The sequence below is a fragment of the Pontivivens nitratireducens genome, from assembly GCF_014235845.1.
GTDB classification, from domain to species: domain Bacteria; phylum Pseudomonadota; class Alphaproteobacteria; order Rhodobacterales; family Rhodobacteraceae; genus Pontivivens; species Pontivivens nitratireducens.
In genome coordinates this window covers 113,881-137,041 of sequence record NZ_JACJUQ010000005.1, presented here as the reverse complement: position 1 = coordinate 137,041, position 23,161 = coordinate 113,881, and the positions used below count along the sequence as shown (strand labels likewise).

Annotated in this window: 17 protein-coding genes; 8 read left to right on the top strand and 9 right to left on the bottom strand. The window is 60.8% G+C overall.

Annotation, left to right across the window (positions count from 1 at the left end):
• Window positions 1-67 precede the first annotated feature (67 nt).
• The 7 genes from H1S03_RS07885 to H1S03_RS07855 all read right to left on the bottom strand — a co-directional run bounded on the left by H1S03_RS07885 (window position 68) and on the right by H1S03_RS07855 (window position 6,216).
• Window positions 68-889, bottom strand: coding sequence for an alpha/beta fold hydrolase (locus H1S03_RS07885; RefSeq protein ID WP_185803933.1), 822 nt, complete (start codon window positions 887-889; stop codon window positions 68-70).
• A 74-nt stretch (window positions 890-963) separates the two neighbouring features.
• Window positions 964-1,182 carry a 2-hydroxymuconate tautomerase gene (gene thmT / locus H1S03_RS07880; protein ID WP_185803932.1) on the bottom strand — a complete coding sequence of 73 codons (219 nt, stop codon included), beginning with the start codon at window positions 1,180-1,182 and terminating at the stop codon, window positions 964-966.
• An 11-nt stretch (window positions 1,183-1,193) separates the two neighbouring features.
• On the bottom strand, window positions 1,194-1,961 hold the full coding sequence (locus H1S03_RS07875; protein ID WP_185803931.1) for a 2-keto-4-pentenoate hydratase: 768 nt from the start codon (window positions 1,959-1,961) through the stop codon (window positions 1,194-1,196).
• Window positions 1,958-2,992, bottom strand: coding sequence for a 4-hydroxy-2-oxovalerate aldolase (gene dmpG / locus H1S03_RS07870; RefSeq protein WP_185803930.1), 1,035 nt, complete (start codon window positions 2,990-2,992; stop codon window positions 1,958-1,960). The genes H1S03_RS07875 and dmpG overlap by 4 nt, the downstream gene beginning before the upstream one ends.
• A gap of 1 nt (window position 2,993) precedes the next feature.
• On the bottom strand, window positions 2,994-3,929 hold the full coding sequence (locus H1S03_RS07865; protein WP_185803929.1) for an acetaldehyde dehydrogenase (acetylating): 936 nt from the start codon (window positions 3,927-3,929) through the stop codon (window positions 2,994-2,996).
• A complete protein-coding gene (locus tag H1S03_RS07860; protein WP_185803928.1) occupies window positions 3,926-4,723 on the bottom strand; it encodes a 2-keto-4-pentenoate hydratase in 798 nt (265 codons plus the stop codon). The genes H1S03_RS07865 and H1S03_RS07860 overlap by 4 nt, the downstream gene beginning before the upstream one ends.
• A 14-nt stretch (window positions 4,724-4,737) precedes the next feature.
• Window positions 4,738-6,216 carry a 2-hydroxymuconic semialdehyde dehydrogenase gene (locus tag H1S03_RS07855; RefSeq protein WP_185803927.1) on the bottom strand — a complete coding sequence of 493 codons (1,479 nt, stop codon included), beginning with the start codon at window positions 6,214-6,216 and terminating at the stop codon, window positions 4,738-4,740.
• 189 nt (window positions 6,217-6,405) lie between these two features.
• Here H1S03_RS07855 and H1S03_RS07850 point away from each other — a divergent pair, with 189 nt between their 5' ends.
• The 4 genes from H1S03_RS07850 to H1S03_RS07835 all read left to right on the top strand — a co-directional run bounded on the left by H1S03_RS07850 (window position 6,406) and on the right by H1S03_RS07835 (window position 11,472).
• Window positions 6,406-7,164, top strand: coding sequence for a GntR family transcriptional regulator (locus tag H1S03_RS07850; RefSeq protein WP_185803926.1), 759 nt, complete (start codon window positions 6,406-6,408; stop codon window positions 7,162-7,164).
• A 578-nt stretch (window positions 7,165-7,742) separates the two neighbouring features.
• On the top strand, window positions 7,743-9,566 hold the full coding sequence (locus H1S03_RS07845; protein ID WP_185803925.1) for a CHASE2 domain-containing protein: 1,824 nt from the start codon (window positions 7,743-7,745) through the stop codon (window positions 9,564-9,566).
• A 1-nt stretch (window position 9,567) separates the two neighbouring features.
• Window positions 9,568-9,936: a hypothetical protein gene (locus H1S03_RS07840; protein WP_185803924.1), complete on the top strand. Its 369-nt coding sequence runs from the start codon at window positions 9,568-9,570 to the stop codon at window positions 9,934-9,936.
• An 18-nt stretch (window positions 9,937-9,954) separates the two neighbouring features.
• The gene (locus tag H1S03_RS07835; protein ID WP_185803923.1) at window positions 9,955-11,472 is read left to right on the top strand and encodes a M48 family metalloprotease; all 1,518 of its coding nucleotides are present in this window, start codon (window positions 9,955-9,957) and stop codon (window positions 11,470-11,472) included.
• Window positions 11,473-11,613: 141 nt separating this feature from the next.
• Here the strand turns inward: H1S03_RS07835 and H1S03_RS07830 are convergent, their stop codons facing one another.
• Window positions 11,614-13,569: a bifunctional 2',3'-cyclic-nucleotide 2'-phosphodiesterase/3'-nucleotidase gene (locus tag H1S03_RS07830; protein WP_185803922.1), complete on the bottom strand. Its 1,956-nt coding sequence runs from the start codon at window positions 13,567-13,569 to the stop codon at window positions 11,614-11,616.
• 178 nt (window positions 13,570-13,747) lie between these two features.
• On the opposite strand from H1S03_RS07830, the gene H1S03_RS07825 reads away from it, so the two are divergent.
• The 3 genes from H1S03_RS07825 to H1S03_RS07815 are packed head-to-tail and all read left to right on the top strand — an operon-like array spanning window position 13,748 to window position 20,367.
• Window positions 13,748-17,395: a hypothetical protein gene (locus H1S03_RS07825; protein WP_185803921.1), complete on the top strand. Its 3,648-nt coding sequence runs from the start codon at window positions 13,748-13,750 to the stop codon at window positions 17,393-17,395.
• 10 nt (window positions 17,396-17,405) lie between these two features.
• Window positions 17,406-19,364, top strand: a complete 1,959-nt coding sequence (locus H1S03_RS07820; protein ID WP_185803920.1) for an NAD(P)/FAD-dependent oxidoreductase — start codon at window positions 17,406-17,408, stop codon at window positions 19,362-19,364.
• A 10-nt stretch (window positions 19,365-19,374) separates the two neighbouring features.
• Window positions 19,375-20,367, top strand: coding sequence for a hypothetical protein (locus H1S03_RS07815; RefSeq protein ID WP_185803919.1), 993 nt, complete (start codon window positions 19,375-19,377; stop codon window positions 20,365-20,367).
• A 9-nt stretch (window positions 20,368-20,376) separates the two neighbouring features.
• Here H1S03_RS07815 and H1S03_RS07810 read toward each other — a convergent pair whose 3' ends face one another.
• Window positions 20,377-22,305 (bottom strand): FAD-dependent oxidoreductase, encoded by a 1,929-nt coding sequence (locus H1S03_RS07810; RefSeq protein WP_185803918.1) that lies wholly within the window; start codon window positions 22,303-22,305, stop codon window positions 20,377-20,379.
• A gap of 88 nt (window positions 22,306-22,393) precedes the next feature.
• Here H1S03_RS07810 and H1S03_RS07805 point away from each other — a divergent pair, with 88 nt between their 5' ends.
• The gene (locus H1S03_RS07805) at window positions 22,394-23,107 is read left to right on the top strand and encodes a Crp/Fnr family transcriptional regulator (RefSeq protein WP_185803917.1); all 714 of its coding nucleotides are present in this window, start codon (window positions 22,394-22,396) and stop codon (window positions 23,105-23,107) included.
• The last annotated feature ends 54 nt before the right edge of the window (window positions 23,108-23,161 follow it).

Sequence of the window (23,161 nt, the reverse complement as noted above, 5' to 3'; positions counted from 1 at the left end):
GTCAGAGTGTTGTTTCGTTCATGCGACATGACCTTTGGGTTGTGCCTCCGGATCGTCCTTGTTCTCGTCAGCTCAAGAAGTCGCTGACGAGCGTATTAAAGCGGGCCGTTTTCTCGATTTGTGTCCAATGTCCGCACTTGCGGAACAGATGAAGTTCGGCATTGGGCAGCAGATCGAACAATCGTTTGGACACATCCACCGGAATGACACGATCATCATGCCCGTGCAGGACCAGAGTAGGTGCCTGCACCTGCGCAACATCCTCCTCCTTCGAGGCAAGCGCCCGAAGAGCGTTTTGCCGAGGCTCCGGGAACATCGCTGAGTAGGATTCCATGACCCCCGGACGGATCGCCGCGCGATAGCGCAGTTCCGCGAGTTCCCTGCTGACAAACGAAGGATCAAAGGCGAAGGTCTTCGTAATCTCGTACATGTCGTCCGAAGTCGGATTATAGCCCCAAATCCGATCCAGCTCATCGGTGATCGGAAAGTCGAGCCCGACAGCCCCCATCAGGACGAGGCGATCGACCCGCTCCGGGAACCGGATGGCATAGGCCAGGGCAATGGCCTCTCCGAAGGAGTTCCCGACGATGGAGATCTTATCGCTCGTCTGCGCATCCACAAATGCGGCGAAGTGCTCGACCCAGATTTCGCGCGAAAACTCCAGATCCTTCGGAGCGTCGGAATACCCGAACCCGAGCATATCCGCCGCTATGCATCGAAACCCGCGCTCGGCGATCGGGGCGAGGTTCAGCCTCCAGTTTGCCCAGGCCGAAACACCGGGGCCGGACCCATGTATGAAAAAGACGGGACGACCATCCCCCAGATCATGGTAATTCGTATGCAAACCACCCACCGTAATCTGGCTGCCGATTTCCTGATTTTCAGACATTACTTTGCTCCGCTACGAATTATCATGCTGATCCGGCGAAATTCATCGTGCCGCGATCACGCCAGAAGTTATGGCTATTGTGTTGATTTCTTGCCGCTGTCCTTCGCCCGTATTTCTGCAATCGACACGCCACCGATCGCCCAATGCTCGGCTGGAAGCTCTCGGATCGCCACTCTGATCGCGTTGCGCGGGGCGCCAATCGCGCGTTCGACGGCGTCCGTCACTTGCATGATGAGGGCCGATTTCTGTTCGGCACTGCGACCTTCAATCATCGTTACTTCAACTAGCGGCACAGCAGCCTCCTTTACCTGACATCGAATCTGACCCGACCGAGATTTTGGACCTCGGCCTCGACCTGCATCCCTGAGGCCAACGGCACCGCTGCAGTCGCGGCCCCGGCCAGCACGATATCCCCCGGTTCGAGAACGTGACCCGCACGCGCCGTCATGCGCGCCGCCGCAACGAGCGAGCGCAACGGATGGCCCAGAATAGCCGCCGAAGACCCAACCTCGCGGGGGCGTCTGTTGATCGACAGCACCATGCCCAAATTCGCGATATCCGTATCGGGCCGCGCATATCCCCCGATGAAGAAGGCCGCCGAAGAGGAATTGTCCGCGACAACGTCACTCAGCGAGAACTTGAAATTCTCATACCGGGAATCGATGATTTCTATCGCTGGGGCCACGGCCTCGATGGCAAGGGCGGCCTCCGCCAGACTGACATCACCAGTCAAACGGCGGCCGAGCACGAAGGCGATCTCAGGCTCCGCGCGTGGGTGGATGAAATCGGCCCTGACAAGCGTACCGCCCTCTTCACGACGCATCGCATCGGTCAGGCGCCCCCAGGTCACTTCGTCAACACCGACCTGTTCCATTTTCGCGCGGCTGGTCAGCCCTAGCTTGACGCCGACGATCCGTTCGCCGCGCTGTTGACGCAGCTCTACGCCCATTGCCTGAATGGCATATCCTGTTGCGGCATCGACCTGTTGGTCTGCGGGCAATTGATGCGTTGCCGTGGCGGATTGGATTGCATGATCCAGCCGTTTCGCAACGGCGGAAAGTTCACTGGTCATTGCTGCTGCCCTCCTGCCGCGACAAGGTCGAGCGCGACATCGACGATCATGTCTTCCTGACCGCCGATCATTTTTCGTCTGCCCAGTTCGACAAGGATGTCGGAGGCAGGGATCCCGTAATCCTTCGCCGCCTTTTCCGCGTGACGCAGGAAGGAAGAGTAAACGCCCGCGTAGCCGAGCATCAGGCTTTCACGATCCACCCGCACGGGTCGATCCATGAGCGGGCGCACCAGATCGTCTGCCGCGGCGGAAAGCTGCGCAAAATCGCAACCGGTTTTCAGGCCCAGCCGGTCAAAGACAGCAACCATCGCCTCGATAGGCGCGTTGCCCGCACCGGCACCCAGTCCGGCAAGCGAGCCATCGACACGAACAGCGCCGGCCCGCACCCCCGCGACCGCATTTGCGATGCCGTGATGCAGGTTTTCGTGAGTATGGATGCCCACCTCTGTTTTCGGGTCCAACGCGCTGCGCAGGGCAGCAACGCGCGCGGTCACATCGGCGGGCAGCATCGCACCGGAGCTGTCCACGACGTAGACGCATTCGGCACCATAACTTTCCATCAACAGTGCTTGCTCAGCCAGCGCCTCGGGCGGGGTCATATGAGCCATCATGAGAAAACAGGCCGTGTCATATCCCAGATCACGGGCGACACGGATGTGTTGACGCGAAACGTCCGCCTCCGTGCAATGGGTGGCAACCCTGACGGACCGCGCCCCGGCGCTGTAGGCATCCTTCAGATCATCGGCCAGTCCAATGCCCGGCACCAGCAAAACAGTGATCCGCGCAGTCTCGATCGCATCCGCTGCCGCACTGATCCAGTCGAGGTCAGAGTGGCTGCCAAAACCATAGGTAAACGACGATCCCGACAACCCGTCACCATGTGTGACCTCAATCGCATCGACACCTGCGCGATCAAGCGCACCCGCTATTTTCGCGACATCTTCGAGGCCCACCTGATGGCGCAGGGCGTGCATGCCGTCGCGCATGGTAACGTCCTGAATATAGAGCTTGTCCTTGTTGGTGATTGCCATCTCAAAACCCCTTTCGGTTATGGGCGCGGACCCAGTGTTCTGCTGCCGCCTTGGCCGCCGAGGTCATGATGTCGAGATTGCCCGCATAGGACGGAAAATAATCGGCCTTGCCCTCCACCTCGATGAAGATCGAGGATTTGAGCCCCCAGACAGGTCCGACACCCGGAACGTTCAGCGGTGCGTCCTTGCCGATCTTCTCGAATTGCACGTCCTGTTTCAGACGGTAGCCGGGAACATAATGTTGGACCTCTTTCACCATCCTTGCGACGCTTTCGCGGATCGCATCCTCGTCGCCACCCTGGCTCAGCGTGAAGATTGAATCGCGCATCAGCATCGGAGGATCAGCAGGGTTGAGGATGATAATGGCCTTCCCTCGTTCGGCCCCTCCGACCTTCTCGATGGCCTTGCTGGTGGTCTGGGTGAACTCGTCGATATTCGCCCGCGTTCCGGGGCCTGCCGACAGGGACGCCACAGATGCCACGATCTCAGCGTAGATCAGGCGGTCCGTGGCGCGGCGCACTGCGTTGACCATCGGGATCGTCGCCTGTCCGCCACATGTCACCATGTTCAACGCGGTCTCGTCCCGGTTTTCCTCAAGGTTTACCGACGGCACGACGAAGGGACCGATCGCCGCCGGGGTGAGGTCGATGATCTGCTTTCCATCCGCGGTCAAGACAGGGTGATGCTTCATATGCGCACCCGCCGAGGTCGCATCCATCACGATGGAAATATCGGCGTATTCAGGCATTCCGCGCAAGCCATCCAAGCCCTCATGGGTGGTGGGAATACCAAGGTCGGTCGCACGTTTGAGCCCGTCGCTCTGCGGGTCGATCCCGACCATCGCGCCCATCTCCAACTCATCCGAGCCGTTCAGGATCTTGATCATCAGATCCGTCCCGATATTGCCGGAACCGATTATCGCAACCTTGGATTTCACGTGTCGTTTCCTTCTGCAAAATGGGTGTTCACCTCACCAAGCCCATTGATCGAAACTCGAAAGGTATCGCCCGGACGCGCTGCAACCATCGGCCCGAGCGCACCTGAAAGGATCACATCCCCCCTGCACAGCGGGCGCCCGACCTGCGCCATTCGACGCGCCAGCCAGAGCGAGGAGATCAGCGGATTTCCCATGCACGCGGCACCCACACCGAAGCTGACCGCCTGCCCCGCCTGCTCCGTCACCATGCCGCAAAGCCGCACGTCAAAATCAGCGAGTTTCACGGGGCGGGAGCCAAGCACGTACAATCCCGACGAAGCGTTGTCCGCGATCGTGTCGAATATGCCGATCTTCCAATCGACGATCCGACTGTCGACGATCTCGATCGCGGGAAGCGCATAATCAATGGCTCCGATGAGCTGCGCTATCGTCACATCTTCGTTGGCCAAGTCCTGCCCCAGAACAAAGGCAATTTCAGCCTCAACCTTTGGCTGAATAAGCAAGTCTGCGGGAATGCTCGCACCATCCGCATATTCCATGTCGGCAAACAGCATTCCGTAGTCAGGCTGATCCACGCCCATCTGCGCCTGCACAGCGAGCGAAGTCAGCCCGATCTTGCGCCCAACGGGCCGACGCCCACGAAGTATCCCCTCTTTGGTTACTTCGTCCTGAATTTCATATGCCGTATCGAGATCCGCGCGGTCACCGAAATCAGCCGCCAGCGGCGCAATCGGAAGCCGGTCACGCGCCGCCGAAATCAATGTCTCGGTCGTTTTCCGTATCAGGTCCGCCATCACCGATACCCCCCTTACAGTTTCACGCAGATATTGGCGCGCTCGGTATAGAACTCGAGCGAATGCTCACCGCCTTCACGACCGATGCCAGATTTCTTGGAGCCGCCAAACGCGGTGCGAAGGTCGCGCAGGAACCATGAGTTCACCCAGACCAGACCAACCTCGATCTGCGGTGCAACCCGGTGCGCCCGCGAGATATCTTGCGTCCAGATCGCGCTCGCCAGGCCGTATTCATTGTCGTTGACCCGTGCGATCACCTCGTCCTCGCTGTCGAACGGACTGATGTGGCAACACGGACCAAAAATTTCTTCGCGCACCAGCGCGCTTGTTTCGGGCAGTCCCGTCCAGATCGTCGGCTCGACGAAGTAACCACGATCCCGGTCATCCCCGAACTGCGGAACGCCACCACCGGTTACGATGTTTGCCTGCTCTTTTTCGGCCAACTGATAGTAGGACAGAACCTTGTCGCGATGTTCCGCCGAAATCAGAGGCCCCATCCCGACACCGGGATAATCGGGCCCGCCCAGAACAAGCTCTTCGGCTCCCGCTTTCAGGCGTGCAACGAATTCGTCGAATACGGGCCGTTCGACATATACCCGCTCCGTGCCGAGACATACCTGACCGCAATTCGAAAATACCGACCGCATCGTTCCGGCGACCGCTTTATCCAGATCGGCGTCGGCAAATACGATGGCGGCGTTCTTTCCACCAAGCTCCAACGACACATCCCGCAATCCCACAGCAGCCTGCGTCATGATTGCTTCGCCTGTCACGGTTTCTCCGGTGAACGTAATCCCATCGACCAGCGGGTGCTGCGTCAGATACTCACCCGCCGATCCCGGCCCGAACCCGTGAATGACGTTATAGACGCCCTTGGGAATACCGACCGCGTTCATAACCTCACCCAGCAGCGTCGTAGTATGCGGCGTTACTTCCGAGGGCTTGACCACAACGGTGTTGCCGCATGCCAGCGCGGGTCCGACTTTCCAGGTCATCAGCAACAGCGGAAGATTCCATGGGCTGATGACCCCGATCACGCCCTTGGGCCGATAGGAGCCATAGTTTATCGCCGTCCCGCCATCGGGCGTATCCGTCTTGAAAAACTCGGATCCGAGATTCTTGATCATATCGGCAAAGGTTGAAAAATTCGCGCCGCCACGTGGAATGTCCACTGCACGCGCAAGACTGCGCGGCTTCCCCGTATCCGCAATCTCCGCTTCGAGAAAATCATCGAACCGATCGTTTATGGCCTGCGACACGTCCTGCAACAGGCTTGCACGCTCGGCGACGGTCAGCCTGCCCCAGGGGCCGCGCAGCGCCGCTTTCGCCGCCCGCACCGCGAGGTCCACATCCTCCCTCCCTGCTTCATGAACCTGGGCGATAACAGACCCGGTGATCGGCGAGATCTTCTCGAACATGCGCCCTGAAAGCGCAGAGCGGTATTGCCCATCGATAAACAATCGGTGCTCGTCGTGGGCCTCGCGTTTCAACATGTCTTCCCCTGAATCTCTAAGGCGTTCAGTCCGCAGCGAACCAATGTGGAGAGAGGATGTCGAGAGATAATCGTTTCGTCAACTTTAAAAACGTTTTTGAATTTTGATAAACGTCTTATATCGAATAACTCGTTGGCTCCTCAAAACAATTGCTATAAGACACCCCTACCCATTCAGCTGAGGACTCGCATGGCTTCCCAGAACGTTAACCCGGCAAAGAAGACTGCCGTCGAAACCGTGCAGTCAGAACTCAGGGACCAAATCCTGAACTTTGACCTTCCCCCCGGCACGCACCTTCATGTCGACAACCTGCGACTCAAATTCGACGTCTCGACCGCAACGGTGCGCGAGGCCTTGTCCCGGTTGCTCATCGACAACCTGGTAACCACGGAGCGCCAACGCGGGTTTTGGGTTCGGCAGTTGAGCATTGAGGATTTTCGGAGCATCAGCGAGGCCCGCAGAATTATCGAAATCGGCGCCCTTCGGTCCTCCCTCGCTCAACGGGACGACAATTGGGAGGGCGATCTGTTCGCGGCGTATCGAAGGTTGAAACTTGTCGAAGACCGCTTGCTTGAAGGCCAGGACACCGACCTGACAAGCGAATGGCATGTTCGAAATCGCAGGTTCCACGATTGCCTTATTCAGAACTGCGGAAATGCGTGGCTTATCGATTTCCGACGGCAACTCCACCAGCACAGCGACCGGTATCATCGCCTCGCGCTGAAGGACAATCGCAAGTACCGCGATGTCAGCAAGGAGCATGCTCAAATTTTTGAAAGCGCGATCGAGGGGAAAGTCGAAACCTGCGTAAAACTGGTCGAAACCCATATTGATACGACGGTCAGTCTGATCACCAAGCACTTGACCCAATCCACGGACGACCTCTCGATTTCGATCGAGGCAACCCAGAGCAATCGGCCGCCTCGCCTGCGAACCAAACGCCAATAGGTCCGGCCACACCTTGCATTTGATCAGCCGTTCCCAGCGGGGAAGGGCTAACGCTGCCTACCCCAGCAGTTGCGTTCTGCCTTTTGGAAAGTTCGGATTGGGCGCTCCAAACGGTACAGATGAATGATTTTCGTTGGCAGTGTCGCTCTCGACAGAGGGAGAACTACGAAGCCACCGCGAAAAATCGAACAGCTCAGCGTCCTGAGGTCAATCATGACCCTAAACCTTCTCAAGCAGGCCTTCAGGCCTCTTGATGTCGAAGAGTTGTGTTCGAGCGAAAAATCTTCGACTTCCAGCTAACCCAACCAATCATATACCAGCCTGCGACACGCCATCTTGTGATTCTATGTACGAAGCCTCCGACAACCAGGGCATGTGCAAATATAGAACCTCCGCGCGCTATGAGAGGGCGCCCCTTCTACCATCCAAAATGATCATATCGCGTTTATTTCGCGTAACGTCACGAAATACCTAATTTTTTCGTCTATATCCACACAAATTCCTTCGAACATAATCACTCATACTTGATTCATCCAGCAGCTTCCTAAAATATCCCAATCAAGAAGCAGGAACTGAGTATGAAGATTGTCTACACGGCATACCTGAAACAGATATTGCTGGTCACGCTGTTCGTGGAATTCTTCGTAGGTTTCTTCGATGTATTAGGCGCATCTAATGCCATCGACAGGAACACGGCGCGCATCACGGCCAATACGTTCGGGCCGTTCTATGAGATGTTGATGCCTGGGAAAACGGACCCGGACGCGCCACCATCGGTGGTTCTGATTCAAGTGACTGAGGAAGATCTGTTTGGAGCCTGTGGCGAACGCACCGTCGAGGAACTGCCCGCGCCGTTCACCACCAGACCAGATGATGGAAACCATAGACCGCAGGTCAATCCGTATGTGGATTGTGAAATCGGCTATATGGGCGGGCCGACCCCGATCGAGATGGTCTATTATCAGCAACTGATCGAGGAAATATCCAGTCTGGACCCGCAGGGCATATTTCTCGACGTGATATATACAGATGATCAGGAAGACGTGATGCAAGCCTCGCTCGACTGGTCCTGGCACGGCATTGATCGACAACTGGTCGAGATTGCACGCCGTGACGCGGCCCCGGGGTTGCGCGAATGGGACACAGGCATCATCTCCGGATCGTCCGCAGATACCAGAAGCTCGGATGCGAACCAGCGTCGCAGTATCTCGGTGCTTGCCGAACAGAACGCTATTGTACTGACGACCCCTGTGGATCAGGCGCAGACAGTACGGAAATGGCCTCGGCAGGTTTACTATGCACCGCCGGCTGCACCGGACCCCTACTATCCAGGGCCTGCTGGCGGGTTGATGCCTGCCACGCTGGGGCATCACCTGAGGGTCGAGTTTGCCGAAATGGTCCGCGAACGCATGCCAGCGGCCTTTCAGCTCTACTTCTGGAAATGTGCATTGGCCCTCGCTGAGGATCGTCAGATCGCGCTCGCTCGCTATCCCGGATGCTCGGGGCGCGAGGAGGTGATGCAACGCCTAATGCAGATCCAGAGGGCGCACGACTCCGGTCAAACCAGTTCGTCGGCGTCAATGAGTCTGATTTGGGCCAGCGGGTCGCGATATTCCGTGCAGGACGGCGGGGCCGCACTTTGCAGCAGCACCAACACCTTGTTCGATGAGTTCCTGCAGGCACTGACCTATCTCCGGCGTGCGCTATTCAGCCCGCAGGCCGTGCGGGAAAGAATAGTCTGTCCGTATTTCGATAGTTTGTCAGTGACGGAATTCTACGATCTTCGCAACGATCTCGAAACCCGCGAGAAATTCCGGGGCAGCACGTTCATCGTAGGACTGGATTTCGCACCCTATGCCGATCGCCATCAGATTCTGGATGTAAGACGTCACGGCACCGAGCTTCACGCGATGGCGCTGGACAATCTGCTGCGCCTGGGGCCCGACTTCAAGCAGCCTAGCCCGGAAACATTCACAGTTCTGGGCTGGGAACTACCCGGTTCGTGGGGTGATCTGGTGGATGCCACGGTCGTCACCGCGGTTCTGCTGGTGCGGATTCCACTGGGGGGTGGCCGCTGGGCGGGATTCTACGACCTGTTGCAAGGGATGTTGCGCTGCGCGGCCACCCGGATTTCACCCCATCCCCCGACCGGCACGACGGCGCGCATTCGTTGGTGGACGTTGCGGTTTTCGCTCCTGCTATGGCTGTTCGTGGTCTTTCTGGTGGTGGGGTCGATTGGCGGCCTGATCCTCTATCGCCTGACCTGGGTCGCATTGGACTGGTCCGGTTTCAACTGGATAGGCACTGCCAGTCTGTTCGCCGCCGCCGCCATGACCGGACTGAAATCCATATTCGATCACACCTACGACACCTCCCCCCCGACCGAAACCGAAGGATTCTGAAATGAGACTGCCCCCCATTCGCCAGCTTCCCTTCGCCGCGCTCGCGCTGACATGCGCGCCCGCGATTGCGATGGCCTGCACCGAATCTAACGACGCGCTGACTATCATCGAAACCCGCACAGAGACGGTTACGATGACGCTGTGCGGCGGCGAACAAACGATGGAAGTCGCAGGCACGCAGCTAATCGACAAGGAAGGATACCGCATCAACGGTCAAATCTACATTCCCCTGCTGCGCGGAACGTTCAGCTCCCGACCATTGATCACACGGCCGGAGCGGAGCATTCGACCCACCGGCAACCGGTGCGAGCCGGTATTGAACGCGGGAACCACCGTCGGTGGATCGCGCGCCCTGACGAATTGCGATTAATCGGAAAGGACACCGGACATGATGAATATTCTGAGCAAAACGGCTGCAATCACCATTGCGGGCCTGTCGATCTCTGCCTGCACCCCATCGATCGAATCTGGTCCACCGACCCTGGCCTTCGGACCGCCGGGAACGATCTCTCTCTATTCGGACCGGACCAACGACAAGGGCTGGCAAGTCGCGTCCAGCCGCGCGGTCGAAAGCAAGCTGGAGGAAATCCTGCAAACCCTCCTGCCCCATGTGCCCGGCGCCAGCCTGCCCGGTGGACAGGTTCGGATCCATCCGCAGATCAGCGAGTATTACAACGGCTCGGCGTCCAATACGAACGACATCTACATCTCCGTCGGCGCTCTGCATCAGGCCACCAGCGAGGATGAAGTCGCGTTCCTGATCGCGCATGAATTGGCCCATATCGCGTTGAGCCATAATGGCGGTGGTGATGCTTTCGCCACGTTCGACAACACCATCGATACCATGGCCGCTATTGTGGATTCGGTTTCGCAATTGGGGGTGGGCCTGGACCTGATCGAGGACGAAGACGTCATCGCCGCGTTCGGGGCGGCCACCTTCGCGCAGATGAGCGCGGACGCGATTGCGGGCACTGTGCATGGCCGCCGAACCGAACTAGCGGCGGATCGGTTGGCTTGGGATATGTACTCGGCGGCCGGCTATGGCGCAGATGCCTATCCAGCTACTTTCAGCAACATCGCGAGTGGTGAGATCGAGCGCAAGACGATCCTCGAACAGAACGCGGCGAACCTGAGAGCGCAGGCAAATGCGATCGCGCTGTCGATGGATGAGAACATCATACGCGAGGGTTTGCGTGCCTTAGCGCAGCAGACTGCGATTTTTGCAGCGCAGGACATGCTGCTGTGGGCGGCAAAAACCCATCCATCACCGCAGGATCGCGAAGCGGCGCTGTTCGACTATATCGGTGACGATCCGTATCAAGGGCGATCAATCGACGATACCCAGTGGGCGCGCTGGAAAAACAGCTCCGGGATCGCGGCTCTACAGCGTCTGGCCGAGGCGGAGAGCGAAGCAGGAACCCTGGTGAGTTCGAACCGCGCTGATGCAGCCGCGCGGACCCTCTCGCGGCTTTTGTCGGGCACACCGCACCCGGGGGGGGTGCATGCTCTCGCCATGAGCTATCTCGCGGCGGACGAACAACGCCGGATGCGCGACACAATGCGCCGATTGCCCGAGGATGCCGTCATCGGGTTATATGTCGCCGGCCCTTGGGCTGCGGAGGAGATACGCACCGGCAACCCTCGCTTTGCCGAGAATATCGCAGCCCGGGTCGAACGTGCTTATGGCCCCGATAGCGCCCAACCGATCAGGGTTTCCTCTGCCGTATTGCTGGAAGATGCCGGTCAGTTGGCCCTGGCGTTGGAACGGTGTGAAACGCTTTCCTCCTCAACCGTGCTGACCTGCCGCAATATCGCGTCTGGCAGGACCGCTCCCGAAGAGAACGAGAGCAGTCCGTTGGCGATTTTCCAGAACCTAATCAAGGGCGAGGCAGCGACAAACGAATAGCAGCATTACACTTTCCCGCCCGCCTCACTGGCGGGCGGGAGGACAAAAGTAAGCTATTCTGCGATATTTGACCAGATTTCCACACAGAGCAGGCTGTCCCGCGCGGGACATCCGTAGACGCACCGCGCGGGAGGTCGCGCGTTACAGCGTGATGCGATAGCGCGCGAAGCCGTCGTCGCCCTCTCCGGCCGCTTCGATGTTCACACCGGTCACGGAGTCCATATGCTCCGCCCCCGCGGGGCCTGTGTCGAACAGAACGGTGGTGTCCGGCATGGGGGCGAAGGTCCAGTTCGCGTCAGCCTTGGGGTCAATGGTCCCCTGATCGACGATATAGCGCACGATCACATCGCGGTTGGTGTCCGGCCCGACGAAGATCGTCGTCGAACCGTCCGCCCCGGGGAAATTGCCGCCGCCGCCCGCGCGGTAGTTATTCGTTGCCACAACAAACTTCTGTGCCGGGTCAATCGGCGCGCCCTGATAGGTCAGATTCACGATACGGTTGGCGTCCGGGTTCACGATTGCGCCGTCACGGTCATATTTCGCAGGCTGGCTGAGATCGATCTGATACTCGACCCCGTCCATGACGTCGAAGTTATAGGACGGCATGTCGGGGTTGATCAGCGTGGCGTCCTGCGCGCCCGGCGCGACCTGATTGAACATCGCGGCGGAACGCTCCAACCACTCCTTGACCGTTGCCCCGTTGATCAGAACGGCACGGGCGGTGTTGGGGTACAGATACAGATCCGAGACGTTCTTGATCGCGACAGGGCCGACCGGCACATCGGTGTAATAATCCGGCCCTCCACGGCCGCCCGCCTTGAACGGTGCGGCGGCGGACAGGATCGGCAGGCCCTCCCACTCCGTTCCCTTCATCATCTGCTCGATATACCAGGTCTGAGCCTGGCTGACGATCTGAACGGAGGGATCGTCCGCGACCAGCGCGAAATAGGAATGCAGCGGTGCCGCCGTTTCCCCAACGGCCCGCCGGATATAGGCAAGGGTCTCCTCATGCTCCTGCGCGGTGGCGGCGAGCACCGGCTCGAAACTTTCGACCAGCGGTTCGACCTCACGCTCCACCCGGGAATAGATCGGCCGCGCCTCGGTGGTGGAGTTCACGACCCGCCATTCACCGGCCTCATGCTCCAGCATCAGGTCGATCAGCCCCATATGGCTGCCCCAGAAACCGGCCATCACGGCAGGCTTGCCCATCAGGGTGTCCTGGCCGATGCCTTCGCCCGAATAATCCTCACCCGGAAAGACGAGGTGATGGTGCCCGGTCACGACCGCGTCGATCCCGTCGATTCCCGCCACGTAGAGCGAGGCGTTTTCCATCCCGTCCGTATGCGCCTCGGTCGAGATGCCCGAATGGCTCAACGCGACCACCAGATCGGCCCCCTGTTCGCGGATTTCAGGCACGAAGGCGCGGGCAGCTTGCAGGATGTCACGGGTGTTGGCCTTGCCCTCCAGATGGCGGCGATCCCAGTTCATGATTTGCGGTGGCAACAGGCCGATCAGCCCGATCCTGACGGTTTCCGTCGTGCCGTCGCCCAAGGTCACGGCACGCTCCACAATCGTGTAGGGCGGCACCAGATGATCGTCGGCCTGCGGGGTCGCGCCCAGCTCACCCTTCGCCACATTGGCGGACACGATGGGGAATTGCGCGCCGGCAACCGCCTTCATCAGGAAATCCAGCCCGTAGTTGAACTCGTGATTGCCCAGCGTCGCGGCGTCATAGCCCAGGGTGTTCATCGCCGTGATGACGGGATGCACGTCCCCGTCGGAGAGGCCCTTCTCATAGGCCATGTAGTCGCCCATCGGATTGCCTTGCAGGAAATCGCCATTGTCCACCAGAACGGTGTTCGTCGCCTCGGCGCGAATGCCCTCGATCAGGCTGGCCGTCCGGGCGAGCCCGACCGTATCCACCTGACGATCCGCGTAATAGTCGTAAGGGTACACATGCACGTGCAAATCTGTCGTGGACATGATGCGCAAATGCGCCTGACGGCCCTGCGCCATGGCCGAAAAGGGATGCAGGACCACCAGCGCACCTGCGCTGGCCAAAAGGGTCCGCCGGCTGATGTTGAATGTTGCGGTCATGTGAATGCCTTTCGCGAAAGTGACTGGTTGCCCGATTGAATACCTCCGCTACACGACTGTCACGTGACATTCCCGCCAGAGACGATGTTCGCATTTTGCATACATGAACGGCGCTTTTCTGCTATCGGTCGAGAGGTGCACCGGAACGTCAGGGACGTGAATCGCGCACAGGGGGCAGATGCGGTGGATACCAATGGACGGTTCGGATCTACAAAAGCATGACGATGTAGAAACATTCAGCATCATGTGGGACGCTGCAACCGTCCTGCAGGCCGATCTTGTCGGGTTTTCCGGCTTGGCCGCGAACCTGTCGAAGCAGGGCCCGCAAGGTGCGGAAATCCTGTCCTCTGTTCTGGAAACATTCTTCGACACGATCATCCGCACCGTCGAAGCCAGGGGCGGATTGATCGCCGGATTCGCCGGTGATGCCGTCATGGCGGTCTGGCCAGGCGCCGGAATGGACGTCACCGCGCATGACACCGCACGGATCATCCACAGCGAATTGCCCGATCAGATACGATGCCGCATCAGCGTCGCCTCCGGTCGTGCCGGTATCGACCGTTACACCCATGCCGGCACGGACGAGATCTGGCTGGCAACGGGCCCTGCGGCGGCGACTGCTGCACGCCTGAACTCCAGCGCAGCACCCGGCGCGACCATATTGAGTGAATTGCGCCGCCCATCTGCTGGCGAACAGGACCAGACCCGCGTTGCGCCCCGACATGATCGGACACCGCTGACCCGCGTCTGGACCCGGATCACCGGTGAGGACGGCACATCGACGTTTCGCGATCTGACGGTTCTGTCATGCGATCTGACGGCAGGTGCCCATGCCGAAGAATACCGCGCCGATCAGGTTGCCGAGCGTCTCGGCCGGATTTTCCGCCATATCGAGCCCTGGGCCGGCGTTCCCGTCAACATGATGGCCGAGGAGAAAGGCACGGTGCTCCACATCGTGTTCGGGCTGCCACCGCTTGGGCCATCGGGGCGCGAATTGCGCGCGATGCGGGCTGCTGTCTCCATCATGGCGGATCCGAAGCTCGGATGTCCGGTGGGTGTGGCCGATGGCCGGATGTTCCTGAGCCGTCATGGAACGCGCACCACGCGAACCGTCTCCGCCATCGGATGGCCCAGTTCCCTCGCCACCCGTTTGATGCAGGCCGCGACGGACGCGCCTCTGGTCGATGCAGCAACAGCGGAGCGTGCGGGCGTGGCAATCGACACCCAGCCGCTGCCGCCTCTCTCGGTAAAGGGCTGGTCCGATCCCGTAGCCATTGCCCGGATCCGGGATATGTCGCCCGCGAACGATCTGACGCTCACCTCACCGTTGAGCCATTGGCTGACGGACCCGCGATTGCCGCACCCGGTTCATGTCCTCAGCGGACCCAGGGGGATCGGGCGATCGGAACATATGCGCGGGCTTTGCGCCATCGCACAGGCCACCGGCTGGCGTGTCGTTCGTCCGGCCCTGCGTCCCGACGGGGCACAACTGGCATATGAAGGCATCGCGCGGATCGCGGCGGAGCTGGTGTCATCCTTTCACGATGCGCCACAGTTTACGGCAGCCCAGATCACGGCCTTGCGACAGTTCGTCCCGCTGCGTGATCTGATCTCCCCACCGACCGTGACGCAAGCGCCCGTCCCCAGCGGGGAGCCACAACAATCCCTTCTGGAATCCGCCCTGAGCCAGCTGATCCTGCATGATCTGGCCAACCTGCCACCTTTGCTGATCGCCCTGGACGATGCGCAGTGCCTCGACCGAAGTTCCGCCGCGATGCTGGAACGTGTCGCACGTGACGGGGTGCGGGTGGTGATTGCGGTCCGCACCGACGAGGCGGCTCCACCGTCCGAGGGGGGCTTCGCAATCGAACCTCTCGACCTGGACGGCGTCGATCGCGCAATTTGCCGCTTGATGAACGCGCCTGCATGCGAACCCGATACCGTGCGGGATCTGTTTCGGCGCAGCGGCGGCAACCCGCTGTTCCTAAGGGAACTCGTTCGCGATCTGAGCGAAAGCGGGCGGCTGAGGATGACGGGCGGCGCATTGCGACTGCCTACGGCGGAGCCTGCGGACCCGGAACTGCGCAGCATGTCGCCCGCGACGCTGCGCGAACTGGCGGCGACCCGGCTCGACACATGCAACCCGGTGGAACGACAGGTCCTGTCGATTGCCAGCCTGTTGGGACAGCGTTTCAGCGCCCCTGACATCGCCGCCCTGCCGGACGCGCCGCCTCTTGCGCCTATCGAAGACGCGCTTGCCTCGCTGTTGCAGCGGGAGTTTCTGCGGGAAGTCGAGCCCGGCCAGTTCGCCTTTCGCGACGATCTGGTGCGGGAGGTTTCGTACAGCGCCCTCCCCTTCGCCGCGCGGCGCAGGCTGCACCGGCATCTGGCCGAACGGTGCGGGCAGGACGACCTCGCCGATGCGGCCCGTCACTGGGCCGGGGCGGATCAGGCGCAGAAGGCCTTAGCCTGCCATGAACGCCTTGCCCGGAATGCAAGCGCCCTTTTCGCCCATGACGAGGCCATCGCCCACGCCTCGCACGCGCGTCTGATCGCGCAGCGCAACGGAATAACCCTTCCGATGCGCCGCAGAATCGAGCTGTTGATGACCGAAGGCTCCGCCGCGTTGGAGGCGGTCGAATTGCGAATGGCCGAGGCCCGATTGTCCGAGGCGCTGACCGCGATGGGGCACCCGCAATCGCACAGCGTGGTGATCAAGACGCTGCAACTTTTTCCCGCGCTTGCCCGGCAGGTGCTGCACCGGGTCAGAGGGCGCGCGACGCCCGCAACGATCCCCTATGCTGCAATGGCCGCGAGCGCACACAAGGATCTGGCCGAAATCGCCTATTTCGAAGGCGAATTGGGTGACGTTCTGCTGCACACGCTGAAATCGCTCAACATAGCGGAACGGGTCGGGCTGACGCGCGAAATGGTCGCGGGCTATACCGCCCTATCCATCGGGTTCGAGACAAGCCGATTGCCGAAACTCGCGGATACCTATGCCGGATATGCCAAACGCACCGCCTTGGCCGGGGGCGATCCGCATGACAGAGCCTTTACGTCACTGGTCGCGCTGGTCCTGTATTCAGGCCGGGGCGACTGGCTTCGCGCCGATCCGGCGGCCCGCGACGCAATCCGGCTGTACGGTGAACTGGGCGCGCGCGGTCGCTGGCGGCAGAGCGTCGCGACAGACATTCATTCGCGCCTAACACGGGGAAAATTGCGCAGCGACGACCCCGCATTGGGCGAACTGGAATCCGGGCTGGACAGCCGCGTCAGCGCCCAGATCCGTGTCTGGGTCAAGACAGCCCGGATCGGTGCCGCGCTGTCCGGCGGAGAACCCGTCCCGATCGAGGCACACAAGGCGCTGGCGGGACTGGTCGCACATCCACAGCTCAACAAGGCGGACGAGACATTTGCATTGTGCACGCTGGCGCTGGCCGATGTCCTTATGGGTGAGACGGCGCTGGCCCGCCAGCGCGCCCACCTTGCGCTGGATATAGCGGAGAAGAGCCCGCCCGGCGCGTGGCATCTGTGCAATGCATTGCGTTGGCTGTGTTGTGCCACGACCCTGCTGGACGACGCAGCAGCGGCCGCGCGTGCGCGCAAGGTCTTGCGCCGGTTCGCGCTGAAGATGCCCGTCGCGAAACCAGCCGCCATGTTCCACAGCGCCTTCGACCAGACGAACGTATCGAAACGCACTGAAATGCTGGCCGACGCTGCCAGATTGGCACGACAAATGCACCTCGTCAGCGATGCCGAGGTCTTCACGAACTTTACCGAGGCTGTCGGTCGGCCCATTCCGGTCTGGCTGCAAGATCCCTGAGGGCATCCGCATGGAGAAAGAGAAGATCGCGATCCTTGGGGGAGGATTCGGCGCATTGACCGCAGCATGGCATCTGAGCGCCACACCCGAACTACGGCGGCGATACGATGTGGAAATCTGGCAGATGGGTTGGCGGCTCGGCGGAAAATGTGCCACGGGCCGCGACGATCACAACCGCATTCTGGAACACGGCCTGCATTTCTGGTTCGGCTGCTACGACAATGCCTGGTCGATGTTGCGTGAGATATATGCCGAATGGGACCGCCCGGAAAACTGCCCGTTTCAAACGGGTCTCGACGCGTTCGAGCCACAGAACTTCACCCCGTTATGGACGCAATCGTCCGATGGCTCCTGGGATTTCTGCAATATCGAATGGCCGACGAATAGCGATGAGCGTGGCTCGGGTGAATTGAACCTGTCGATCCGTGGAATGCTCAGTCAACTGGCCTCCCTGCTCAAACAACTTCTGCATGCCACCTTCGAGGACGACACCGATCCGACACATAGCGCCGTGGCCAGAGAGGACGTCGATCTGGGCTGTGCCGCGCAAAAGATCGAGGCGCCCGAGGGCTCCGATACCGAGGCGCTGGTACATCTGCGTGAGGTTCGGGAGTCCTTCCGCCCGAGAAGACAGCGCAGCCTGCCGCTGGGCGATCTGTTCAGGGATCTTCTGCATCTGGGCGCGACCTTCGCTGCGGGCATCACCTGGGACGTGCTGATTTGCGGCAAGAGCCTGGACGACCTGAACGAGATCGAGTTTCGCCAGTGGCTCAAGAATCATGGCGCCGACCCGAAGATCGTCGAGACCACATCACCTGTGAGGGCGATCTACGATTGTTGTTTCTGGTATCTTGAGGGCGACCACAATCGCCCGTCCGTGGGCACAGGCACGGCGCTGCGGGTAATCCTGCGGATCATCACCACCTACAAGGAATCGGTGATGTTCACGGTCAAGGCCGGCATGGCGGAGGTGGCCGTCGCCCCGATATATGACGTCCTGCGCGCGCGGGGGGTAAAGGTGAACTTCTTTCACAAGACGACAGGCCTGCATCTGGACGCCGCCGAAAACTCCATCGCCCGTATCACTCTGGCACGGCAGGCGCGGACCTTGGGCGACTACCGGCCAACCAAGGTCATCGACGGCGTGCCCACTTGGCCCGCGCATCCCTATTGGGAGCAGATCGAGGATGGCGAGGCAATGGCCAAAGCCGGTGTCGATTTCGAAAACCATTGGTCCCCCCCCTATCCGACGGAGGAGGTCATCCTGAAGAGGGGCCAGGATTTCGACAAGGTGATCCTCGGCATCGCAATGGGCGGGTACAAGCAGCTCAACCCGGACGAACCCGGTCTGGCGCGGGAATTGATTGCACAGCGCGGCCCCTTCGCGGATATGGTCGAAAATACCGGGCTGATCCCGACGCTGGCAGCACAGGTCTGGCTGCCACAGACCACCAGCGAACTGGGCTGGGACGATCGCCCCGCCACCGTCGCGGGGCCTGAGCGGTTCGATATCTGGTCCGACATGAGCCAGCTTTTGCCGGTCGAGGGCGGGGCCGGGTCCATCCATTATTTCTGCGGCGCCTATGCCTCTACCGCGTATAGCGCGCCTGCACATACGGATGCGCAGGCCGTGGCAAACGCCGACGTTACCGCGCAATTTACCCAATGGATCGACGATTACGGCACCACCGCCTGGTGCGCCCGCCCGCCTGAACCTCTGTCGCCGGAACAGGTCTATGTTCGCGCCAATATCGATCCCTCCGAATGCTGCGTCGGGGCGGCGGCCGGACAGGTGCAATACCGTCTGCCCGCAGATGGCAGCGGTTTCGATAACCTGTTCCTTGCCGGATGTCATATCCGCACGGGACTGAACACCACCTGCGTCGAATCCGCCGTGATGAGCGGTATGCAGGCCAGTCGCGCGATCAGCGGCCAACCGCGCGTCGTCATCGGCGAAGATTACCTGTGAGGATATGGACATGACCGATACCAGCAAGATGCCGGATTACGTGGACCGTCTGGGGCACGGCGAGATCTGCTTTCCACAGCCCTTGCGGCTGGAGGGGACAACCTCGTATGCTTTCGCGCTCGACGCGGATTCGCGCAGCGTTCAGGCCTTTGTGGACAGTCAGCTCAATGCCGCCTGCGCCCCAGAACTGCGATACGAGACGGTTGGCGACACGGTCCTTCTGACCTTTCTGGAGGTGGCCGCCGCGACATCCCTGTCACAGACCATCGGCGTGCAGGGCGACAGGGAGGCGATGTTCTGGGTCCCCTTGTGGGAATATCGCGAGGGGCAAATCTTTCCCCGGCTGACCTTCTGGGTGCCCTATCTGTTTATCAACGTCGATACCGGGCTGGTCGTCGGGCGCGAGATCTGGGGATACCGCAAGACGCTGGGCGATATTCAGCTCGTCACCGATCCCGGTGACAGGTTCGTCGCGCGCACTACCATCTTTCCGACATTCGCCGACACCACCCGCGCGGTCGAGAATGCGGAGCTGATCACCCTCACCGGCACCGATGTGCACGGCCCCTGGCGCGATGACTTTCAGGACATCGGCGGTATGCTCAGCGTTATCATGGACCAGATGCGCCACCCGCAAGGTCTGCTGGAAACCATGGTGGAGGGCGCGGCCTTCGTGTGGGATATCGGCAAGCTCGCGTTCGATTTCATCGTGCCTGTCGTGAACCTCAAGCAATTTCGCGCGGCGGAGGACTGGACCAAGGCCTGCTATCAGGCAATCACCGAAAGTCCTGCACATCTGGACGCCGTACATCGCGGCGGACTGATGCCGGGTCAGTGGGCCTGTACGATCCGCGATTGCGAGAGCCACCAGATCGCCCGCGATCTGGGCTTGTCCGGTACGCGGGACGGCGATCTGCTGACCACGCAGGCGCGCTTCGCGTTCTGGGTGAACTTCGATTTCACCACCCGCAACGGAAAGACGCTGTGGCAGGCACCGGGCTGAGGCGTCTGGTCACGCCACCCCTGCGGCACGGACCAGCGCATCGGCTGCGGTCTTGCCGCTTTCCAGTGCGGCCTCCGCCGAGCCGCCATTGATCGAGGTGATCGTCCAGTCCCCGGCCAGGCTCATGTTTCGCACGCCGTCCCAATCGGGCGGCAAACGGTCCACCACACTGCCGGGAGGGGTGCGGACGTAACGCTCGCTGGGTGAGATATTGACGTGGTCGTAGGTGCTGACGATCCGCTGCCGGTCGAACGCGCCCGGTGTCGCGATCCCTGGCCACAGGATATGGGCATTCGCGTCCAACCATACGTTGGTAAAGGTCTGTCCCGCCGTGTTCGCCTCGATCTGCACATGTGGCGCCTCGACCGTGATCGGTGGCAGGTCGGGCGGCAGTTCCGTGACGCTGACCAGATACTGACAGCTTTTCGCCTGCCCCGATGGCCATGTTTCATGGGCAATCAGATGTGTCATGTCGGCCCATGTTCCCAGGGGCGGCGCACAGGCGCCGGACACCGGCTCCACACTCTCGGCCCAACCGGCCTGGACCGTGGTTCGGTCCAGCCATAGCTGAACGGAATGCGTCGCGACCGACGCGCTGCCGACCGTGTCCAACATGCGCGCCCAATCGGGGTTGGTCCGCGCCAGCCCGTCGGTCAACGGTGCGGCCGCGGCGGGGGGAATCGCCAGAATGACGTGATCGAAATCGCGCCCTACCTCCAGCACATGCTCCGCGATCGAAACATGCGTCCACGCATCCTCGAAGTTCACACGCGGCGTGTCAGCAGAGAGCTGATCCCAAAGCGGCGAACTGGGCCAACAATCCAGACCGTTGACCCGAACGAACGGATCATAGCCCTGCCCGGCCAGCGCGGCCTGAACCGACATGCGCACCCGCACGACCCGGTCGCCGTCGAATTCGATCTCCCTGACCCGTTGGAACAGCCTGATCTTGCCGCCTTGCCGTGCAATGCACTTCACCAGCGGGGTAAAGACCGTGTCGCCCATCCCGGCGTTCATGCGCCACATCGGCGCACCACGATAGCCCGCCACCAGATCGAGGATCAGCTTGAGACATGCGCCCGCAGCGATATCCGCGTCGGAGAGATCGTCCCCGTCCCCGCCCCGATACGCAAAGGCCAGATCGTAGATGACGCGGATCGTCTCGGACCACGCGGCGGAGGCATTGGCCCCGTGCATCATCAGCCAGGCGCGAAAATCCAGATGGTCGATTCGATGCCAGGCATTCCAGCCATGCGGCAACACATCCGCGAAATACCCCCGCAACACCGCCCCCCCGATTTCGAGTAGGTCCCTGAACACGTGCCAGCCCAGCGACCAATCCATGTCGTGCAACTCGTCCAGGAACCAGGCGAACAGACTCTCACGCTCCTCGGGCTTCGCATGGGCATGTCGGTCGGGGTCGAGCGGGGTGCGCAAACGGTCCGCGCCGACATGCGCGGCCTCGATCCGCATCAGTTCGGCCAGCCTGTCGGGGGCTTGGCGCAAATCGTCCTCGTCCGCATCCCACGGCAGGCCGGGCCATCGGGGGGCCATCAGGGTGTAATCCTTCCACCCCGCCCCCCCGCCATCGCCAGGGGCCGCCCATAACGTAACGTGGTGCTGGGGGGTGAACGCCTCCTCAACCGAGGGGAACACCCCGTCTTGCACACCGTTCAATTGGGCATAGGCATCGCGCAGCATCGTGAAGGCCGTTCGGTAAAACCCGAGGAACAGATGCAGGCCGTGTTCCTCTATCCGCTGGTGATCGGCGGCATTGCGTCCGCTGGCCCCCTTGCCCCCGATCCGCCATCCTTGCGAACACAGCGTGACATCGAAGGTCTCGCGCCGTTCGGGCGTCGCGCCAAGCGTATAGGCCGCAGCAACGCCACCGCACCCGCCCCCCAGGATCAAAACCTTCGTTTTACTTGCTAGTGTCATCAGCTTTGTCCTAACTAACCGCGTCGCGGGCAGATAATCGTGTTCACTGCAATAGTACCAGTCTGTCAAAGGGACATAGGGGATGACCATGATAAAGCGTTGTGATCTGCCGTCATCACTGGCGGAGTTCGATATATTCGCCTCACTCGACGCCGATGCATTGTCTGACCTGGCGAACCGCGTCGACATCGTGCGACCGGAGCGTGGTGAACTGGTGGTGCAACACCTGGACAAATCCGATGACTTCTATCTGGTGTTGAGCGGTCAACTGACGGCCATCCTGATTTCCGGGCGCGGTCGTGAAGTCGCCCTGGGCGAGATGCAGCGCGGCACCTATTTCGGAGAGATCGCCGCAATCGGAGGCGGCGAACGGTCTGCCAGCATCTTCGCCCGCACCCCGGCGGAACTGGCACGCCTGCCCGGCCGGACCTTGCGCGCCCTGATACGGGATCAACCGGGTGTGGCACAGGTCCTGCTGGGCGATATGGTTGAGAAGGTGCGAAATCTGACGCAGCGCAGCTTCGAATTGACGGCACTGAAACTGGCGGATCGTCTGACTTTGTTTCTGGTGCGAGCCGGACTGGAACAAAGCGTTCTGGTCGAGGGCGGCGAACTGCGCCCCGCCCCAACCCATGCCGAGATCGCCGCGCAGGTCGGCGCAAACCGTGAGGCCGTCAGCCGTGAGTTGAGCGTCCTGGCCCAAATGGGCATTATCGGCACACGGCGGGGCTGCATTACTTTTTTCGAACCTGACAGATTGATCCAGCACGCCCACGACATGGGAGATATCGACGCCTCCTAAGCAACGTTCAGGGTGTAATGCCGGAACACGAATGGGGGGCATACCCGTGTTCCG

Bases quoted from the DNA above. Each gene is read 5' to 3' on its own strand.
- H1S03_RS07885 (WP_185803933.1), bottom strand. From the start codon at position 889: ATGTCTGAAAATCAGGAAATCGGCAGCCAGATTACGGTGGGTGGTTTG.
- H1S03_RS07875 (WP_185803931.1), bottom strand. From the start codon at position 1,961: ATGACCAGTGAACTTTCCGCCGTTGCGAAACGGCTGGATCATGCAATC.
- dmpG (WP_185803930.1), bottom strand. From the start codon at position 2,992: ATGGCAATCACCAACAAGGACAAGCTCTATATTCAGGACGTTACCATG.
- H1S03_RS07860 (WP_185803928.1), bottom strand. From the start codon at position 4,723: ATGGCGGACCTGATACGGAAAACGACCGAGACATTGATTTCGGCGGCG.
- H1S03_RS07855 (WP_185803927.1), bottom strand. From the start codon at position 6,216: ATGTTGAAACGCGAGGCCCACGACGAGCACCGATTGTTTATCGATGGG.
- H1S03_RS07850 (WP_185803926.1), top strand. From the start codon at position 6,406: ATGGCTTCCCAGAACGTTAACCCGGCAAAGAAGACTGCCGTCGAAACC.
- H1S03_RS07845 (WP_185803925.1), top strand. From the start codon at position 7,743: ATGAAGATTGTCTACACGGCATACCTGAAACAGATATTGCTGGTCACG.
- H1S03_RS07840 (WP_185803924.1), top strand. From the start codon at position 9,568: ATGAGACTGCCCCCCATTCGCCAGCTTCCCTTCGCCGCGCTCGCGCTG.
- H1S03_RS07835 (WP_185803923.1), top strand. From the start codon at position 9,955: ATGATGAATATTCTGAGCAAAACGGCTGCAATCACCATTGCGGGCCTG.
- H1S03_RS07830 (WP_185803922.1), bottom strand. From the start codon at position 13,569: ATGACCGCAACATTCAACATCAGCCGGCGGACCCTTTTGGCCAGCGCA.
- H1S03_RS07825 (WP_185803921.1), top strand. From the start codon at position 13,748: ATGCGGTGGATACCAATGGACGGTTCGGATCTACAAAAGCATGACGAT.
- H1S03_RS07820 (WP_185803920.1), top strand. From the start codon at position 17,406: ATGGAGAAAGAGAAGATCGCGATCCTTGGGGGAGGATTCGGCGCATTG.
- H1S03_RS07815 (WP_185803919.1), top strand. From the start codon at position 19,375: ATGACCGATACCAGCAAGATGCCGGATTACGTGGACCGTCTGGGGCAC.
- H1S03_RS07810 (WP_185803918.1), bottom strand. From the start codon at position 22,305: ATGACACTAGCAAGTAAAACGAAGGTTTTGATCCTGGGGGGCGGGTGC.
- H1S03_RS07805 (WP_185803917.1), top strand. From the start codon at position 22,394: ATGATAAAGCGTTGTGATCTGCCGTCATCACTGGCGGAGTTCGATATA.